At 48.3% G+C, this 15437-nt stretch carries 15 protein-coding genes and 1 riboswitch; of the genes, 7 read left to right on the top strand and 8 right to left on the bottom strand.

Translation table 11 applies throughout. The features are described 5' to 3' along the window. Positions 1-13 precede the first annotated feature (13 nt). The 5 genes from QCB45_RS07125 to QCB45_RS07145 form a co-directional block, all read right to left on the bottom strand. Positions 14-1312 carry an FCSD flavin-binding domain-containing protein gene (locus tag QCB45_RS07125; RefSeq protein WP_279420182.1) on the bottom strand — a complete coding sequence of 433 codons (1299 nt, stop codon included), beginning with the start codon at positions 1310-1312 and terminating at the stop codon, positions 14-16. Continuing rightward, positions 1309-1716, bottom strand: a complete 408-nt coding sequence (locus QCB45_RS07130) for a c-type cytochrome (protein WP_279420183.1) — start codon at positions 1714-1716, stop codon at positions 1309-1311. The genes QCB45_RS07125 and QCB45_RS07130 overlap by 4 nt, the downstream gene beginning before the upstream one ends. A 13-nt stretch (positions 1717-1729) precedes the next feature. Further along, positions 1730-2977 carry a hypothetical protein gene (locus tag QCB45_RS07135; protein WP_279420184.1) on the bottom strand — a complete coding sequence of 416 codons (1248 nt, stop codon included), beginning with the start codon at positions 2975-2977 and terminating at the stop codon, positions 1730-1732. Beyond that, positions 2977-4434 (bottom strand): cytochrome c, encoded by a 1458-nt coding sequence (locus tag QCB45_RS07140; protein WP_279420185.1) that lies wholly within the window; start codon positions 4432-4434, stop codon positions 2977-2979. Before QCB45_RS07140 ends, QCB45_RS07135 begins: the two co-directional genes overlap by 1 nt. A gap of 307 nt (positions 4435-4741) precedes the next feature. Beyond that, positions 4742-5389 carry a protein-L-isoaspartate O-methyltransferase gene (locus QCB45_RS07145; protein ID WP_279420186.1) on the bottom strand — a complete coding sequence of 216 codons (648 nt, stop codon included), beginning with the start codon at positions 5387-5389 and terminating at the stop codon, positions 4742-4744. A 219-nt stretch (positions 5390-5608) separates the two neighbouring features. Between QCB45_RS07145 and QCB45_RS07150 the strand changes: the two genes are divergently transcribed. Then, entirely contained in the window at positions 5609-6538 is a 930-nt protein-coding gene (locus QCB45_RS07150; RefSeq protein ID WP_279420187.1) for a phosphotransferase, read from the top strand. A 3-nt stretch (positions 6539-6541) separates the two neighbouring features. On the opposite strand, the gene pnuC is transcribed toward QCB45_RS07150, so the two are convergent. From pnuC to QCB45_RS07165, 3 genes are all read right to left on the bottom strand, one after another. Beyond that, positions 6542-7171 (bottom strand): nicotinamide riboside transporter PnuC, encoded by a 630-nt coding sequence (gene pnuC / locus QCB45_RS07155; RefSeq protein ID WP_279420188.1) that lies wholly within the window; start codon positions 7169-7171, stop codon positions 6542-6544. Beyond that, on the bottom strand, positions 7158-7427 hold the full coding sequence (locus QCB45_RS07160) for a YkoF family thiamine/hydroxymethylpyrimidine-binding protein (RefSeq protein ID WP_279420189.1): 270 nt from the start codon (positions 7425-7427) through the stop codon (positions 7158-7160). The genes pnuC and QCB45_RS07160 overlap by 14 nt, the downstream gene beginning before the upstream one ends. Positions 7428-7508: 81 nt before the next feature. Then, on the bottom strand, positions 7509-9542 hold the full coding sequence (locus QCB45_RS07165) for a TonB-dependent receptor (RefSeq protein ID WP_279420191.1): 2034 nt from the start codon (positions 9540-9542) through the stop codon (positions 7509-7511). Positions 9543-9611: 69 nt separating this feature from the next. Next, a riboswitch (TPP riboswitch) is annotated at positions 9612-9719 on the bottom strand. Between the two features lie 123 nt (positions 9720-9842). Between QCB45_RS07165 and QCB45_RS07170 the strand changes: the two genes are divergently transcribed. The 6 genes from QCB45_RS07170 to pheS all read left to right on the top strand — a co-directional run bounded on the left by QCB45_RS07170 (position 9843) and on the right by pheS (position 15418). Continuing rightward, on the top strand, positions 9843-10727 hold the full coding sequence (locus tag QCB45_RS07170; RefSeq protein ID WP_279420192.1) for an HDOD domain-containing protein: 885 nt from the start codon (positions 9843-9845) through the stop codon (positions 10725-10727). 180 nt (positions 10728-10907) lie between these two features. Continuing rightward, positions 10908-12833 (top strand): threonine--tRNA ligase, encoded by a 1926-nt coding sequence (gene thrS, locus QCB45_RS07175; RefSeq protein WP_279420193.1) that lies wholly within the window; start codon positions 10908-10910, stop codon positions 12831-12833. A gap of 54 nt (positions 12834-12887) precedes the next feature. Beyond that, entirely contained in the window at positions 12888-13439 is a 552-nt protein-coding gene (infC, locus tag QCB45_RS07180; protein ID WP_279420274.1) for a translation initiation factor IF-3, read from the top strand. A 179-nt stretch (positions 13440-13618) separates the two neighbouring features. After that, on the top strand, positions 13619-13816 hold the full coding sequence (rpmI, locus tag QCB45_RS07185; RefSeq protein ID WP_279420194.1) for a 50S ribosomal protein L35: 198 nt from the start codon (positions 13619-13621) through the stop codon (positions 13814-13816). Positions 13817-13830: 14 nt separating this feature from the next. Further along, entirely contained in the window at positions 13831-14187 is a 357-nt protein-coding gene (gene rplT / locus QCB45_RS07190) for a 50S ribosomal protein L20 (protein WP_279420195.1), read from the top strand. Between the two features lie 232 nt (positions 14188-14419). Further along, positions 14420-15418: a phenylalanine--tRNA ligase subunit alpha gene (pheS, locus tag QCB45_RS07195; protein ID WP_279420196.1), complete on the top strand. Its 999-nt coding sequence runs from the start codon at positions 14420-14422 to the stop codon at positions 15416-15418. The last annotated feature ends 19 nt before the right edge of the window (positions 15419-15437 follow it).

Consider the following 15437-nt stretch of genomic DNA (forward strand, 5'->3'; position numbering starts at 1 on the left):
TCTCCTTAGCCGCTTAGCTGAAAATGTCTTTACGGAAAGTACGTTGCCAGTTCTTCGCGACTTCCGCTCGGATATGGCGGTGGTATGGGTTTTCCGTCGGATTGGACATCACGTAACTCTCTTCGTAAGCACGGTCGTTACCAGCGTAGCGGAAGGTTTCGGCAACGGTCATACCCCAGTCTTCTGCGGCCATGGCCACGCAATTGTTAGTGATGAATGGTGTGCCGATCTCTTTGCCGGTCAGTTCCGCCTGAATCGCTTTGGTGACCACTTTGGCCTGGTTGCTGGCGATGTAGCCGGTTTTTGGCATTGGATCGGCGGCTGCCGAGTCGCCGATGACATAGACGTCTTTGTCACGTTTACTCGAGAAGTCTTTTGAGTTGATGGGTGCCCAATCGCCTTTAACCAGACCGTTCATGCGCACGAAGCTTCCTGCCATTTCAGGTGGGATGATGTTGATGACATCACCTCTTAATGTCTGGCCGCTTGCAGTCGTCAGGGTGCGGTTATTGGTGTCCAGTTTGGTGACGTGTCCGCCGTTTTTGGCTGGAACCCATTCGATGCGTGCGTTGTCCGTCCCCAGTCCATGCTCTTTCTTCCAGAAGTCCATATAGACGTCATGAAAAATGAAATCGTCCTTGGAATCCAGAATGAGGATTTTGGCGGTTGGGTTGGTGTGCTTTAGCTTGTTGGCGATAAACGATGCGCGCTCGTAAGGCGCGGGCGGGCAGCGATATGGATCAACCGGTGAAGAAATCAGCACGGTTCCGCCTTGCGGCATCGATTTGATCTGGTCGCGCAATGTCAATGTCTGAGGGCCCGCATGCCACGCCGCAGGGAAGTCGCCTTCGGCCAATTCTTTACTGTAACCTTCTACTGCATTGTATTTGAAGTCCGGGCCGGGGGAGACGATGAGTTTGTCGTAATGGATTACGTCACCCTTGGCAAGAATCAGGCTTTTGCCTGTGTAGTCGATCTCTTGGGCGTAGTCCTGGATGACGTTGACCGCATAGCGAGATTTTAGGGTGTTGTAATCAACGGTCAGGGTTTCCAATGTATCGAAATCAGCCACGACTTCATTACTGCCCGGGCAGAAAATGTATTGCGGTTGTGGTTCGATGATGGTGATGCGTACGTCGGAATTCAGCAGGCGCATGTATTTGGCTGCCGCAGCGCCGCCGACACCTCCGCCGACGATGACGATGTGCGCGCTCTGTTTGGCAAATGCCAGGTTTGAGGCGCCCAACAGTCCGGTGCCGATTGCGGCATTACCGAAAAGTTTGATTAATTCGCGTCTTGTCATGGTTTTCATTGGCGGTTCTCCTTGATTGAAGCGTTCCAGTCGGCCTGGGTCCATTCCTCCGGTTTTTGTGCTGAGAAGAAATCGGCCATGGCTTCGATTTCCTCATCGGAGAAGACCCACGCGACGTCGTGCATGACGATGGACGGGAATTCGTTTTCTCGATACGCTTTCATCAATTTAATGAAGTTCTCTTTTTTCATGCCCGCCAATGGCGGCATGGCTTCGTTGAATTCTGCGCCTTTGGTACCGTGGCAGGCCGAACAGTTGTCGCCGAGCATTTCACCCGAAGGCATTGGGTATTCGCCACGCAGTTTAGCGTTCTCTTCAGCGGTTGTGCCGCCTGTGATGGCATAGCTTACGGATGTGTTCAGAAGGCAAGCCAGACCAACGCTCATTAATAGTCGTTTTTTCATTTTCCGTTCTCCCTTATCTTGCCCAAATATAGAAACCGACGACAAAGAATTGCACGATCCATAGGGCGACGATCCAGATAGAGATCGTTCCCAGGCGATCGACCGCGGCACTCGGTGTGTAGACGCCGACGGTTTGTCCGGTCTTCCATGCGATGGTCAGGAAGTAACTTAATACCACGCCACCGACAATGGCGAAGGTCAAGAAGAACAGGCCTGTTGAGTACCAGTCCATGACGACTTTGTAGTCCAGGAAGTTGTAGTGGAAGAAGTCGTTGAGAATGCCGTAGCGAAGCATCTCGCGAGAAATCGCTACAACCAGTCCGATCACCAACGCGACCGGAAGCGCCATGTAACTACAGATACGCGCTTCACCTTTCAGGCGCCACATGGCCCATGGTGCATAGAGCAGTACCGCAATGCCACCTGCAATGCCCCAGAAAGAGGTTGCGAAATCTCCGGCAGTTTCCGGAATTGTCATCATCCAGGCGACATAAAGTATGGCGGAGATGACGGAGCCGATTTTGATCCATTTCTTACCCAGTTCGGCTGCCCAGTTCAGGTAGTCGTGGTCTGCGTCTTCACGCACTGACTTGAAGCGGCGGTAAGTGACTAGCATGCCACCGGTAACCGGAATCGCCATGCTGATGAAGAACGCGAAGCGCCAGATGTTGTAGGCATGCAGTTTTGAACCGGAATAATCGACGACACCGTTTTGGATGTACCACTCTTTCCACAGCTCCGGATGCAGGATCGCACTGGTCAAACTGTGCATGATGAACCCGACAATCAGCATAAGAACCAAGCTTACAACCATCGACCAACGGGATTTTGGCTGTACGGTTTTGTCTGCATTCTTGCTGTTGCGGAAATAGTAGAAGTACATGGCCCAATAGGCGAGGATTAGAATCACGATAAAGCCGATTACCCATTGAGCGGAAAGTACGTTCGATGTATACCAGTGCGGATCGTACACGACTTGTACGAACAGTAACGGCGCGACACCGACAACGATGGCAACCGAAACCGACACCTTGGCGATTTCCAACATAGCCGCACCTAAACGGCGCCAATAAAAGTTTTGGCTGAAAGCACCGTATAGGGTGATGGCCGACGTGCCAAGCATAAGTTGCACGAACAAAATATGCAGGGCAAAGGTCAATACGCCCAACCCGATGAAGATGATTGGATAGGTCGGGATGCCTGCGGGATTGCGCAGGGCATACATCATTTCAGTTACTTGTGAAATTTGAGAGGCGTCCATTATTTCTCCTCCTGTGGAATGGTCAGAGCCGCGACTTTATCTTGCGCCTGTTTTTCAGCAAGGGCTCGGTTTCGGGCATCCACTTCTTGTTTGATGGCTTCGGCTACGGCAGGTTGACCGCCTTTTTTGTTCATCAGTAGGTAAGCCGACAGGGCTTTGACTTCCGAATCCAACATCGGCATTTTTGGCATGTAGGCGATGTTCCCGGAAGTCAGCACACCTTTGACGTATTTCTCCATACGTTCCCGGGTGATGTTATCCGGGAAATAGCGGTGCAGAGGACGGATGCCGGTTTTGCTCGGAGAGTGGCAGTTAGAACAGTAGACCATCGCAATAAATTGACCGGCTTGAATCATGTTGTGGTCATTGACCTTTTTTAGTTCCGGCGGTGTGAACGGGTGTGCCTTCAGTATTCCGACTTTTTCGAGGAGCGGTAGTTGGGATTGGATGCCCATGCCGGGAACATCGCGGCCTATGACTTGGTTTGAGTAGACGTATTGTCCGGCCACCCAAGGCTTACGCATGGATTCGCGTGCCGTTTCCTCAGGCCATAAACCGGCGACCAGAATGGTGACCGACATGAATCCTGCGAAACCGGCAACAAGGGTTTTGGGTTGAATCATGGTGATGATGAAGTAAGCTAGGGTGCCGGATAGAACGGCGACGATGCTTGGCACGAAATAATCCGGTAAGCGGTTTTCCATGACTAGCAGTGCTTGATCCGGAACCGACTTCAAGTACCACTGGAACAAAGCGGCACCTATGAGGGTGGAAACGATTCCGAGCCAGCCAAGTTTGCGAGCCATCTCTTTTTTGAAGGCCGGGTCTTTGATGCCTGCGACGACAATGCCGCCGACCACCGCCGTCATGGTGAACATGAATGCCATGCGCATTCCCATCTGGATAAAGGTGTTGGTGCCATAGAATCCATTAAGATAGCCACCTTCCTCAAACCAAGCCTCTTTACCCGGTAACATCATGAAAGAGAGAATCCCTACGATAATCAGCATGGTCGCAAGGGAGGCCATACCGAAGATCACGGATATTTTCATGTGGGTCTTTTTATCGACACGTCCTACCAGATAAACGATCATGTAAACGCCGACCACTTCGATCACGAAGAAAACCCATTCGGTCGCCCACTTCCAGACGAAGGAGTGGATTAATGCGCCGATGCCGTTCGGGCTGGCAACGGTGGTGGAGTACCAGATTCCCGGTCCGGTGATCGAACCGGCCACGTAGGTAAAGACCAAAAGGAAGAGGCCGTATTTCTTGACGAAATCGAGCAGGTCATCCCGATCTTCCCGGTAAGCCTTGTTAGAGAGGTATGCGAATAGCAGTGCGGCACCAACCGAAGTATGAGAGGCAAGCACGTGAAAGGTTGCAATCAGCGCAACTACCCAGCCCGAGCCTACAGTCGGTTCGTACCAGGTTGGATAAAGGCTAATCAGATCCATAGGGTCTTCCTTGCAATTAGTTTGTTTTATGAAGCATAAATCTAAGTTATGTGTTGTGTATTGTAGGAAAGTGACTGGAAATTGGTATTCAAAAAAATTTATTTTGGATACATGAAAATACTTATGATCTTTTATGCACCTGATCGTATCAATATATCCATTCAAATTACAGTGAAATTTTAAAGTTAGCAGGCCTGCTGTGTGGCGGTCAGGGGGAATGGGGGATTTCAGATACAAAAACGGCCGGGAAGAACCGGCCGTTTTTAATTATTTTTCGCTTACGGAACAAGCGAATGAAAATGAGGTATTACAGGCTGAAAACTTCAGGGGCTTCCGCATTGACCAGAGGTTTAAGGTCGGTTTCGAAAAGGCTTTCGGTTTCCCATTCAACTTCGCTGATGCGGGTCAGTGTCTGAGCCGTCATGGCTGGAGAGTTTCCGCTGATTACCGCCAAGCGTCCGCCTAGTTTTAATTTTTCTTTATAAGCGGTAGGGATTGTTGCAACCGAGCCGGTCAATATGATGACGTCGTATTGCTTGCCGTCGTCCCAGTCCTGACTGGCATCACCGATTTGGAATTCGATGTTGTTGTAATCCTTCAGGCGCTCTTTGGCAACTTGCTGAAGGTCTTCATGGATTTCAACCGTCGTAACCGATTCACCCAAGCTTGCGATCAAAGCGGTCATGAAGCCGCTTCCGGTTCCGATTTCAAGAACGCTGTCGGTTCCGTCGATGTCCAGAGCCTGTAATAGTTTGGCTTCCACTTTTGGAGCCATCATTACTTCGTCGTGACCGATCGGCAGTTCGATATCGCTGTAAGCCAAAGACTGTTTTGATTCCTCGACAAATTGGTGGCGAGGCACTTCAAGAAACAGATCAAGAACTTTTTGGTCAAGTACATCCCACGGACGAATTTGTTGTTCTACCATGAAAAAGCGAGCTTGATCAAAATTCATAACAGGTTCCTTTAAATAAGCTATTTCTACAACAAGCGGCGCGTTTCAATGTGGATGACGATGCCTGCTCGGGTGTTCAATATTTATAATTCAGCCGCTCATTATATCTAAAAAATATTTAAAAATATCGGAAAACGCTTATTTAATATCCGGTTGGTTTTGTTGTTCTTACAAACATTGTTGTTTCTGCGGCTTTGGGTGCGGTGTTATGATTACGGGATGAATACACCGAATTCCCTTCATCCATATCTCCACCTCTCCGAGACTCAGCGGGTTGATCTGCCAGAGTTGAAAGTCTGTGAAGCCTTGCCAGCCAAGTTTGAGGACAGTACCAATCGTTTGTGGTCGGTTCATTATGAAGCGGAGGGTCGAATCGAAGAGGCGATACTCAAGCTTTGCTTTCCTCAGGATGTTAAAGATTCTGCATTCTGGTTGGGAATGACAAGCCTGTTCGGTTTGTCTTTTCCTGAGAGAATGGCCGATTATGTCAAGGTGTATGAGAGGGTTTCCGAATGGAGTCCGCTGCAAGTTCCGGGGTTGGTTGCTGCGCGTTCCAGTCATGAAGGCTACGCAGGTTGTTTGTTGACGAAAAAACTACCGGGCTCTGAGTTGCTGGGTGAACAGGTCACGCAGGCAATTGCAGAGCAGCTCGGACATCACTTGGGAAGCCTTCACCGAAACAGTTCTGAATGGTTTGGGCCGTTGTTCAATCCGCGGAGCTCTGCCGACAAGTGGGGAGAGTTGTTGTTTGATACGGTTGTGGGGTTGGCGAAACGCGAAGGGATCTCCATTGAAAGTTATCTGCCCGAGCTGAAAAACGCGAAATATTTTCCGTATAGCGATGCAGATGAATTCGTTCCGATCATGCCTGACTTGCGTTGGGACCAGTTTCTGTTGCATCGGCAGCGGCTACATGCCTTGGTTGATTTGGATGCCATGGTGTGGGGCGCCCGTGAATTGGAATTTGTGTTGTTGGAATACCTGTTGGATGAGTCATTGTGGCAGGCGTTCGCGGAGGCATATTCGGAATACAGGGATTTGCCGGAACTGGATTCGGTGAGAACGGCTTACCGTCTTTTGTTGTTTTTTATGAACGTATTGGGGGAGGAGTCGCTTGAAGCATGGATGTCTGCTCCAAGACGACTTTAAGAGTTAGGTTGTCGTTTTACGACTCTCTTCGCTGTGCAGTTTTATCCAGCTTAAGTACCCCACCACAGCCAGAACAAGATAGACGGCAAACATGACGATTGTGACGTAGTATCCGGTCTGCCAGTATAGCGCAATAGCCGCAGTATCGATCACCAGCCAGTACAACCAGTTCTCCAGTACCTTGCGGGCCATTAGATAGGTGTTCATGACCGAGAAGACGGTCACCACTGCATCCAGATAAGGCAAGCGGGACTGCACGACGTTCTCCAGATAGAGACCGGTCAATACACTGAGTACGGCACCTGCCAGAATGAAGCGAATGTGAAACTGAACAGGCCTGGTGGAAATCGCCAGGTCGTCTTTTTTATCGTCGTGACGGCGCCAAAGCATAAAACCATAAACCGCCATGGCCATATAGTAGAAGTTAAGCAGTGCTTGCATCGGCAGCTGGCCTTCCCAAAAAAGTACCGTATAAATTACGGTACTGATGAAAGCGGCGGGCCAGCACCAGATCGATTCTCTGGCCGCCAGAATCACGTAGAGAATACCGAGCGACGCAGCTAATGTTTCCCAACCCGATAAGGCGAGAAAGCTATCGAAGATGGTTTGTAGGAGGCTGTCATTTGCAGGCATCGATCACCGCCGCTGATCGGTCTACACCGACAATTTTGAGTACGAATACACTGTGTGGAATCTTTTCCAGGACTTCTTTCATGTCCTGGTTCATTTCTTTCATGACGCTGTCAAAATCTCCAAACACCTGGGTGCTGAGACTGTTTCGGGCAATCGTCAGGTCGGGATTTTGTTCCAAGCGGGCGATGAAATCCAGAATAGGTTGGCAGTAATCCTCCTGAAGAGGGTACATGCTGATATCGACTGAAATTTTCATTTTGTTTTCCAATGATGGTTTTATCTATTTGTTTTGATTATAAAAAAACGGACTGTAAAAGTCCGTTTGTTTTATGAAACATTAAAAGAATACGCGAGCCGTGACTCCTAACTGTCTAAGGTCACCCAGACGGATGTATTCCGAAGGGTTGGTGTAAGGAGCGTTGAAGTCGAAGTAGTAACCTCGTGTCGCATAAGTTTCGTCCGTCAGGTTCTTGCCCCAAAGGTAGATTTCGTAATTTTCGGTTTCATAACCGATTCGCGCGTTCACCAAGTGGTACGGATCGGATTCGATGTTGTGGGTGTTGTCGAAGTAGAACTTGTCTACCGCCGTTACGTCACCCTGTGCATAGAATCCGTTGCTGGCGCGGTATTTGACACCAAGGTTGAACTGATAGTTCGGTGCGTGGGCCTGTTCGCGGTCACTGATGGTAAAGCCGGTGTTTAAAGCCGTACCTTCGACCTTGGTTTGAAGCAGGCCAAGGCTTCCGTACAAGTTCCAGTTCGAGTTCGCTTGCCATTCAAAATCACCTTCAAGACCGTAGTTCTGAGCACCATCGAAGTTTTCAGTGTAGAAAACCCAGGCTGTGGATGAATTAGGGTCGTAAGTGTAACCGTCAAACTGTGGATTCTGGCGATCCATGTAGAAAGCGGTAATATTGGTTTTCAAACCTAAGGCCGCGTAGTTGGATTTCAAACCGATTTCGTAGTTCATCAGGGTTTCGGCATCGTAGGTTATATATTGGCTTGGCGTACCGGAAGGTTGTCCGGCGTTGAAGCCGCCTGCTTTGTAACCACGTGTGATGCCGGTGAAAGCCGTGTGAGTGTCATTGTATTTGTAGCGATACGTTAGGTTAGCACCCCAGAGTCCGTCATCCGGCGTATAGTGTTCACCGGCGCTGTTGGTGAAGTCGCTGCTGTTCTGTTCGATGCGCAGGCCTGCGGTGATGGTCGCCTTTGGAGTCATGGCGTAATCAAGTTGCCCGAATCCGGCCAGTTTGCTTAGAGTGAAATCGGAACTGCTGCTGCCCCAGTATTCGGTTTTGTTGGTTTCGTCCAGCTTCGAGCCATAAAGACCGAATAGCCAGTCGGTGTTGCCGTTGATGCGGGATTCCGGCGTGGAAGTCCAGCGTAATTCCTGACTCATGGTTCTACGGTGTTTGTTGTTCAGGTAGGTTCCGGCGCTGTCCGCCGTCCAATCTTCGTCATAACTGTAGGTCATGTCGGAGTTGGCCAGGGTGGTCTTACTGGTCAAGACGTAGTTCGGGTTACCTTTCCATTCGGCTTTGATCGAACCGGCATTGGAAAGCTGGCTGTCCTTACCTGGTTGGTTGGAAAGGGTGGTGAAGCTGTTGTCGCGCGACCATGCGTCATAACCGTTGTTAAGGTCGGCATGAAGCATTGAAACGTCTACAGTTGTATTTTTGTTAGGGAATAGACGCACTTTTCCGCGAACTGTCAATTCATCACGTCCGTTGGTGTCGGTGCGGTTTAGCGTGTCGTTGTCACGGAAACCGTCGCTGGAGTGTTTGAAGACGGCAATGCGGTATTGGGCCGCATCTTCTTCGGAGCTGACAGGGCCACTGGTCATTAGGCCGAATTCTTTAAGATTGTCTTGACCGGCACTGGCTTCGATCATGCTCTCGCGGTAAGGGGTCGAATCGTTGGTTTCGATGTTGATCAGGCCGCCGATGGCGCTTTGCCCGTAACGGGTGTTCTGTGGACCACGCAGAACTTCCACCTGCTGGACGTCGAACAGATTGCCGACCATTCCGATACCGCTGAAATCAATGTCGTCTATTGCAAAACCGACGCTGGCATTTGGCGCGCCGGTGTATTCGTCGCGTTGACCGATGCCTCGAATTTGGATATGGCGTGGACGGGAGCTTTGACCTGAAAAATTGACGTTCGGTGTTTTGAGAAGGATGTCGTCAAAGTGAACCGCGCCTTGATCCTGAAGGTCGGCACTGTCTTTAATGTCCACGCTGGTTGGAATGTCTTGTTCTGTCGTTTCGCGCAGATCGGCGTTGACGACAACTGGAGCCAGTTCTTCTGCAGCTACGTTTGTGGCACTTAGAGCAGTGGCAATAGCAATAGCCAATGGTTTGATTTTCATGTGAGTTCCTTTTAAAAAGCTTAAAAGGACAGGGCGAACATTGTAATGAACCCGCCTGGGGTCATTGAAGGCGTGGTGCGCTGCCTGTCCCTACGCCAGTATTAACTGGATCAGGTTCTTAGGGTTCCTTCTCAAGTGGAAGATCTCAGGCTGATGAAGCCACCCCTAGGCGAATAGTTAGAGATTTTTTTATCAAAAGTAAAAACTGGGCGGATTTTATCTCATTTTTGTGTAAAAATTAACGCCCTATGCAAATAACATATTGTTTATACGGACATTAGCGTAACAAGGAAAAGGAATATGTCAACAGAATCAACTAATAAGCCCAGTGTAAGTAAGGTTATCATTGAGCGTCTTCATGCGTTGGATGATTTGCCGCATTTTCCGGATGCTTTGATGAAGTTGGAACGTTTGTTGGCGAGCGGTGAGGATATCCATGTCGATGATATTGTTCAGTTGATCGCTCAAGACCCGCGCTTGGCAGCTGGTTTGATTGGTGTGGTCAATACCGCCAAGTATTGGATGGGTGAGAAGGTTACCGATCTATCTGATGCGGTCATTCGTATCGGTACTCAGGATGTTCGTATGATGGCACACGCCATCAACTATAAGTCGACGTTTAAGTCGAAGCCGCCTTTCAGTGAAAAACACTTTTTACGTCATGCATTGTTGTCCGCGTTTGTCGCTCAAGCCCTTGGGAAAGCGTTGCATGTAAATACCGGTGAAGCTTTTTTGAGTGGGTTGATGCACGATATCGGTATCTATCTGCTATCGGTCGAGGATCGTGACAAGTACTTGGAGGTCATGCGTTTGACCGACTACGATATTACTAAACTCCCAGCGGCGGAAAATAAAGTGTACGGGACCAATCATGCCTTGATGAGTGCCCGACTGTTGCAGCAGTGGAAATTCCCGCAGGAAATCATCATGGGGGTGGCGAACCACCATACCCCGGCTAAAGCAGGCGATCAGTTCAAGCCGTTTGCTTACATTACATTCCTTTCAGAACAGGCTGCTCTGCGTTTGGGAATCGACAATGGTGTGGCGGACCTTCCTGAAGAGGAGCATCAGGCTCCTTCGGAAGCCTTGTTGGGCGCTTTGAAATATTTCGGTTTATCCGTAGAGGAGTTTGACGATCTTAGTCGTAACGCTTACGAGACGGCTGAGCAAGCAGGAATGCTCTAACCTATTTATACGGTTGCTTTGAAATTCAACAGGCCTGATGGTCTTACTCAGTCACGTTTGCAAGTGGTTGTCCTGTTGAATTTTTTCAATAAAAAATTCTCTTAATCCCTACATGATCAAATAAGAAAATGCTAAAATAATCAGCTTGTTTTTTAATTTGTACATCAAAGAGAATTATCGATGCCAATCATTACGTTACCTGACGGTTCTACTAAGACATTTGATGAAGCGGTTTCAGTCATGCAAGTGGCTGAAAGTATTGGGGCTGGATTAGCGAAAGCGACGGTTGCCGGGCGTGTAAACGGTCAGCTTAAAGACGCGTGTGATCTGATTACGGAAGATGCCTCTTTGGAAATCGTCACCTTGAAAGATGATGATGGTGTACATATTATGCGCCACTCTTGTGCCCACTTGTTGGGTCATGCGTTGAAGCAGCTTTATCCTGACGTCAAAATGGCGATCGGGCCGGTGATCGAGAACGGTTTCTACTACGATATCGATATGGAAGCCAAGATCGGACCCGATGATCTTAAGGTCATCGAAAAGCGCATGCAGGAATTGGCGAAAACCAAATACCAGGTCATCAAGAAGATGACACCGCGCAATGAAGCAATCGAGACCTTCAAGTCGCGCGGTGAAGATTATAAGTTGGAATTGATTGCCGACTTGCCTGACGAAACCGAGTTCGGTTTCTATCACCACGAAGAATACATTGATATGTGTCGCGGACCGCACGTCCCGAACATGGGCTTTATCAAAGCATTCAAGTTGACGCATGTGGCTGGTGCTTACTGGCGCGGTGATTCTGGCAACAAGATGTTGCAACGTATTTACGGTGTGGCGTTCGCCAGCAAAGACGAATTGAAAGAATATCTGCATATGATGGAAGAGGCTGAGAAGCGTGACCATCGTAAGCTTGGTAAGACGTTGGATCTGTTCCATCTTGAAGACATCGCTCCAGGTATGGCCTTCTGGCATCCGAAAGGAACCACTCTTTACCGCATCGTTGAAGATTACATGCGTGAGCAGTTGGTGATGAACGATTATGAAGAGATTCGTACGCCATTGATCATGGACCGTTCCTTGTGGGAGAAGTCAGGTCACTGGGACAAGTTCCAGGACAACATGTTTACTACGGAAACCGAAAACCGTGACTATGCGGTTAAGCCGATGAACTGTCCGGGACACATTCAGGTCTATAACCGTCATTTGAACAGTTACCGTGATCTGCCGATCCGTATTGCGGAATTCGGTTTGGTTCACCGTAACGAAGCGTCCGGAACACTTCACGGTTTGATGCGTGTGCGTTCGTTCACTCAGGATGACGCTCATATCTTCTGTACTGAAGAGCAGATTCAAGAAGAAGTTCAGTCATGTATCGATTTGGTTTTCCAGACCTATGCGGATTTCGGTTTTGAAAATATTGCGGTTAAGTTCTCAACCCGCCCGGAACAACGAGTTGGTTCGGATGCAGTTTGGGATTTGGCGGAAAACGCTTTGGAAGCGACCCTGAAGAACGCTGGTTTGGATTATGCATTGCAGCCGGGAGAGGGTGCGTTCTACGGTCCTAAGATCGAATTTCAGTTGAAGGACTGCATCGGTCGTGTCTGGCAGTGCGGTACCATTCAGTTGGACTTCTCAATGACTCAGGCGGAGCGTTTGAACGCGGTTTACGTCGGTGCGGATAACGAGAAACATCATCCTGTTATGATTCACCGTGCGATTCTTGGGTCTTTGGAACGTTTCGTCGGTATTTTGGTTGAGCACTACGAAGGTAAGTTCCCAACTTGGTTGGCACCGGTACAAATGGTGATGGCTTCGATTTCGGAAGTTCACAACGAATATGTGGCCGATTTTGCTAATAAATTGAAAAAACATGGGTTTAGAGTCGAAACAGACTTGAGAAATGAGAAGGTTGGGTTTAAAATTCGCGAACATACCATGCAACGAGTGCCGTACATTTTGGTCGTAGGTGATCAGGAAATGGAAAACGGTACTGTCAATGTTCGTGCCCGAGGCGGAGAAAACCTAGGAAGTTTCGCCTTGGATGAGTTGGTTGATCTGTTGAATCGAGACATCGCCAACCTTGGCCGAATCGTAGAATGATGAATTGGCCTGTTGCATTACGTAATTTAATAACTGGAGGATATTGCCATCGCAATTAGAAGAGGCCGTGGAAGACCACAGCAACCTGAAGCACCTAAGGATAATATTAACGGAGCTATTACTGCTTCTGAAGTTCGCTTAATCGCGGCGGATGGAGAGCAGATGGGAGTTGTTTCCATTCAAGACGCTCTAGAGGCTGCAAGGGACGCGGAATTAGACCTCGTCGAAATTTCAGGCAAGACCGTTCCACCCGTTTGTCGGATCATGGATTACGGTAAATATCTGTACCAGCAACAGAAAAAACAGCACGAAGCTAAGAAAAAACAGAAGCAAGTGCAAGTAAAAGAAGTCAAGTTTCGCCCAGGAACTGAGGAGGGAGATTATCAGGTCAAACTACGCAACCTGATGAAATTCCTAGATAAGGGAGATCGCGTCAAGGTAACCATTTGGTTCCGAGGCCGTGAAATCACTCATAAGGAACTGGGATTGAAAATGCTGGAGCGTATTCGGGATGACATTCAAGAGGTTGCGACCGTTGAACAAATGCCGAAAATGGAAGGCCGTCAGATGCAAATGATGGTTGCTCCCAGCAAAAAAGGAAAGTAGTTCATTAAGTAACTGCTTCCACACAACAACTGGGATTTTTTCGTTTTTAATGAAAAGGTTACCGGTGCAGCTCCCTCAGTGCTGTTCGTTGTTCCGAAAGATAACCCTTGGGTTATTGTTGTTAGAAAATGAAGTGGACCTTTCAAACGGAGCCACTTAAATGCGGAGTTTGGATTCAAATGCCAAAAATTAAATCAAACAGTAGTGCTTCAAAGCGCTTCAAAAAAACCGGTTCTGGCCGTTTTAAATGCAAACAATCTCACCTACGTCATATTTTGACTAAAAAATCGACTAAGCGTAAGCGTCAGTTGCGTGCAGCTAGTATGATTCACGATCACGATGTGGCGATGGTTCGCCGTATGTTACCGTACGCTTAATAGGAGATTGAAAAATGGCAAGAGTTAAAAGAGGTGTCATCGCACGTCGTAGACACAACAAGGTTTTAAAACAAGCAAAAGGTTACTATGGCGCACGCAGAAAAGTTTTCCGCGTAGCTAAGCAAGCGGTAATCAAAGCTGGACAATATGCTTACCGTGACCGTCGTCAGCGTAAGCGTCAATTCCGTCGTCTATGGATTGCACGTATCAACGCTGCAGCTCGTATGAACGGAATGACATACAGCCGTTTAATCGATGGCATGAATAAAGCAGGTATTGCGGTTGACCGTAAGGTGCTTTCTGATATCGCTATCCATGATGCAGCTGCGTTCAGCGCAATTGCTGAGAAGGCAAAAGCAGCACTAGCTTAATCGCTTGAGTTGTTTGTAGATCAGGCCTGGCCTGATCTACAGCGTCCAATAGATAGGGGGCATGAGTTAGAAACTTAACTTTTGTCCCCTATTTTTTTGACCCTTTTGGGTATAAAAGAGTGTATTTATCCAAGATTAAATAATTTTGATCAACCGAGGATAAGTGCCCTGTCTTATATCCAATTCATTTATAGATTCTCTTTAATAGGTTCGTTTAAGGCATTCCAGTATTATGCAAGAAAAACTTCAAGCCATTATTTCTCAAGCTCAGGAAGCCATCGATGCTGTGAGTGAACTGCCACAGCTTGATGAGCTTCGAGTTCAATTTCTGGGTAAAAAAGGGCAACTGACAGACATCATGAAAACCCTTGGTCAACTGAGCGCAGAGGAACGTCCTCAAGCCGGTCAGATGATTAACCAGGCAAAGCAGACTGTACAAGGCCTGTTGAATAGCAAAAAGAAAGAGTTGGACGACGCCAAACTGGCGAAACAACTGGCTGAAGAAACCATTGACGTCACTTTGCCGGGCCGTGGAGTCGATTTGGGGAGCCTACACCCTGTCTCACGTACATTGCGTCGTATTGAAACCCTGTTTTCAAAAGCTGGATTTGACGTTGAAACCGGTCCTGAGATTGAAGACGACTGGCATAACTTCGAAGCGTTGAACATCCCTGAAACTCATCCTGCACGAGCGATGCACGATACGTTCTATATCAACGAAAATACCGTATTGAGAACACACACTTCTGGTGTTCAAATCCGTACGATGGAAGCGAAGCAGCCTCCAATGCGTATCATTGCTCCGGGCCGTGTTTACCGTTGCGATTCCGACCAGACACACACGCCGATGTTCCATCAGGTAGAGGGTCTGATTATCGAAAAAGACGCCAGCTTCGCTCAGTTACGTGCGTTGCTGATTGAGTTTTTACGTCAATTCTTTGAAGACAAGGACCTCAAGGTTCGCTTCAGACCGTCTTATTTTCCGTTTACGGAACCCTCTGCGGAAGTGGATATTGCCACGAACTTGTTTGGTGAAGGGCGTTGGATCGAAGTATTGGGTTGCGGGATGGTGCATCCGAACGTATTGAAAAACGTGGGTGTCGATCCGGATGAATATACCGGTCTAGCCTTTGGATTGGGGGTCGAACGTTTAGCGATGTTACGTTACAACGTTAAGGACTTACGTCAATTTTTTGAAAACGATCTACGTTTTTTGAAGCAATTTAAATAAGACCAGGCCTGTTGAGAAA

Origin of the sequence: Thiomicrorhabdus sp. ZW0627 (assembly GCF_029767005.1) — a bacterium.
Taxonomy (GTDB): Bacteria; Pseudomonadota; Gammaproteobacteria; order Thiomicrospirales; family Thiomicrospiraceae; genus Thiomicrorhabdus.

Coding starts and splice junctions, on each gene's coding strand:
- QCB45_RS07145 (WP_279420186.1), bottom strand. CDS start 5,389: ATGAATTTTGATCAAGCTCGCTTTTTCATGGTAGAACAACAAATTCGT.
- QCB45_RS07140 (WP_279420185.1), bottom strand. CDS start 4,434: ATGGATCTGATTAGCCTTTATCCAACCTGGTACGAACCGACTGTAGGC.
- pheS (WP_279420196.1), top strand. CDS start 14,420: ATGCAAGAAAAACTTCAAGCCATTATTTCTCAAGCTCAGGAAGCCATC.
- QCB45_RS07160 (WP_279420189.1), bottom strand. CDS start 7,427: ATGAAAATTTCAGTCGATATCAGCATGTACCCTCTTCAGGAGGATTAC.
- QCB45_RS07170 (WP_279420192.1), top strand. CDS start 9,843: ATGTCAACAGAATCAACTAATAAGCCCAGTGTAAGTAAGGTTATCATT.
- QCB45_RS07130 (WP_279420183.1), bottom strand. CDS start 1,716: ATGAAAAAACGACTATTAATGAGCGTTGGTCTGGCTTGCCTTCTGAAC.
- QCB45_RS07135 (WP_279420184.1), bottom strand. CDS start 2,977: ATGGACGCCTCTCAAATTTCACAAGTAACTGAAATGATGTATGCCCTG.
- rpmI (WP_279420194.1), top strand. CDS start 13,619: ATGCCAAAAATTAAATCAAACAGTAGTGCTTCAAAGCGCTTCAAAAAA.
- QCB45_RS07150 (WP_279420187.1), top strand. CDS start 5,609: ATGAATACACCGAATTCCCTTCATCCATATCTCCACCTCTCCGAGACT.
- QCB45_RS07125 (WP_279420182.1), bottom strand. CDS start 1,312: ATGAAAACCATGACAAGACGCGAATTAATCAAACTTTTCGGTAATGCC.
- pnuC (WP_279420188.1), bottom strand. CDS start 7,171: ATGCCTGCAAATGACAGCCTCCTACAAACCATCTTCGATAGCTTTCTC.
- QCB45_RS07165 (WP_279420191.1), bottom strand. CDS start 9,542: ATGAAAATCAAACCATTGGCTATTGCTATTGCCACTGCTCTAAGTGCC.
- rplT (WP_279420195.1), top strand. CDS start 13,831: ATGGCAAGAGTTAAAAGAGGTGTCATCGCACGTCGTAGACACAACAAG.
- thrS (WP_279420193.1), top strand. CDS start 10,908: ATGCCAATCATTACGTTACCTGACGGTTCTACTAAGACATTTGATGAA.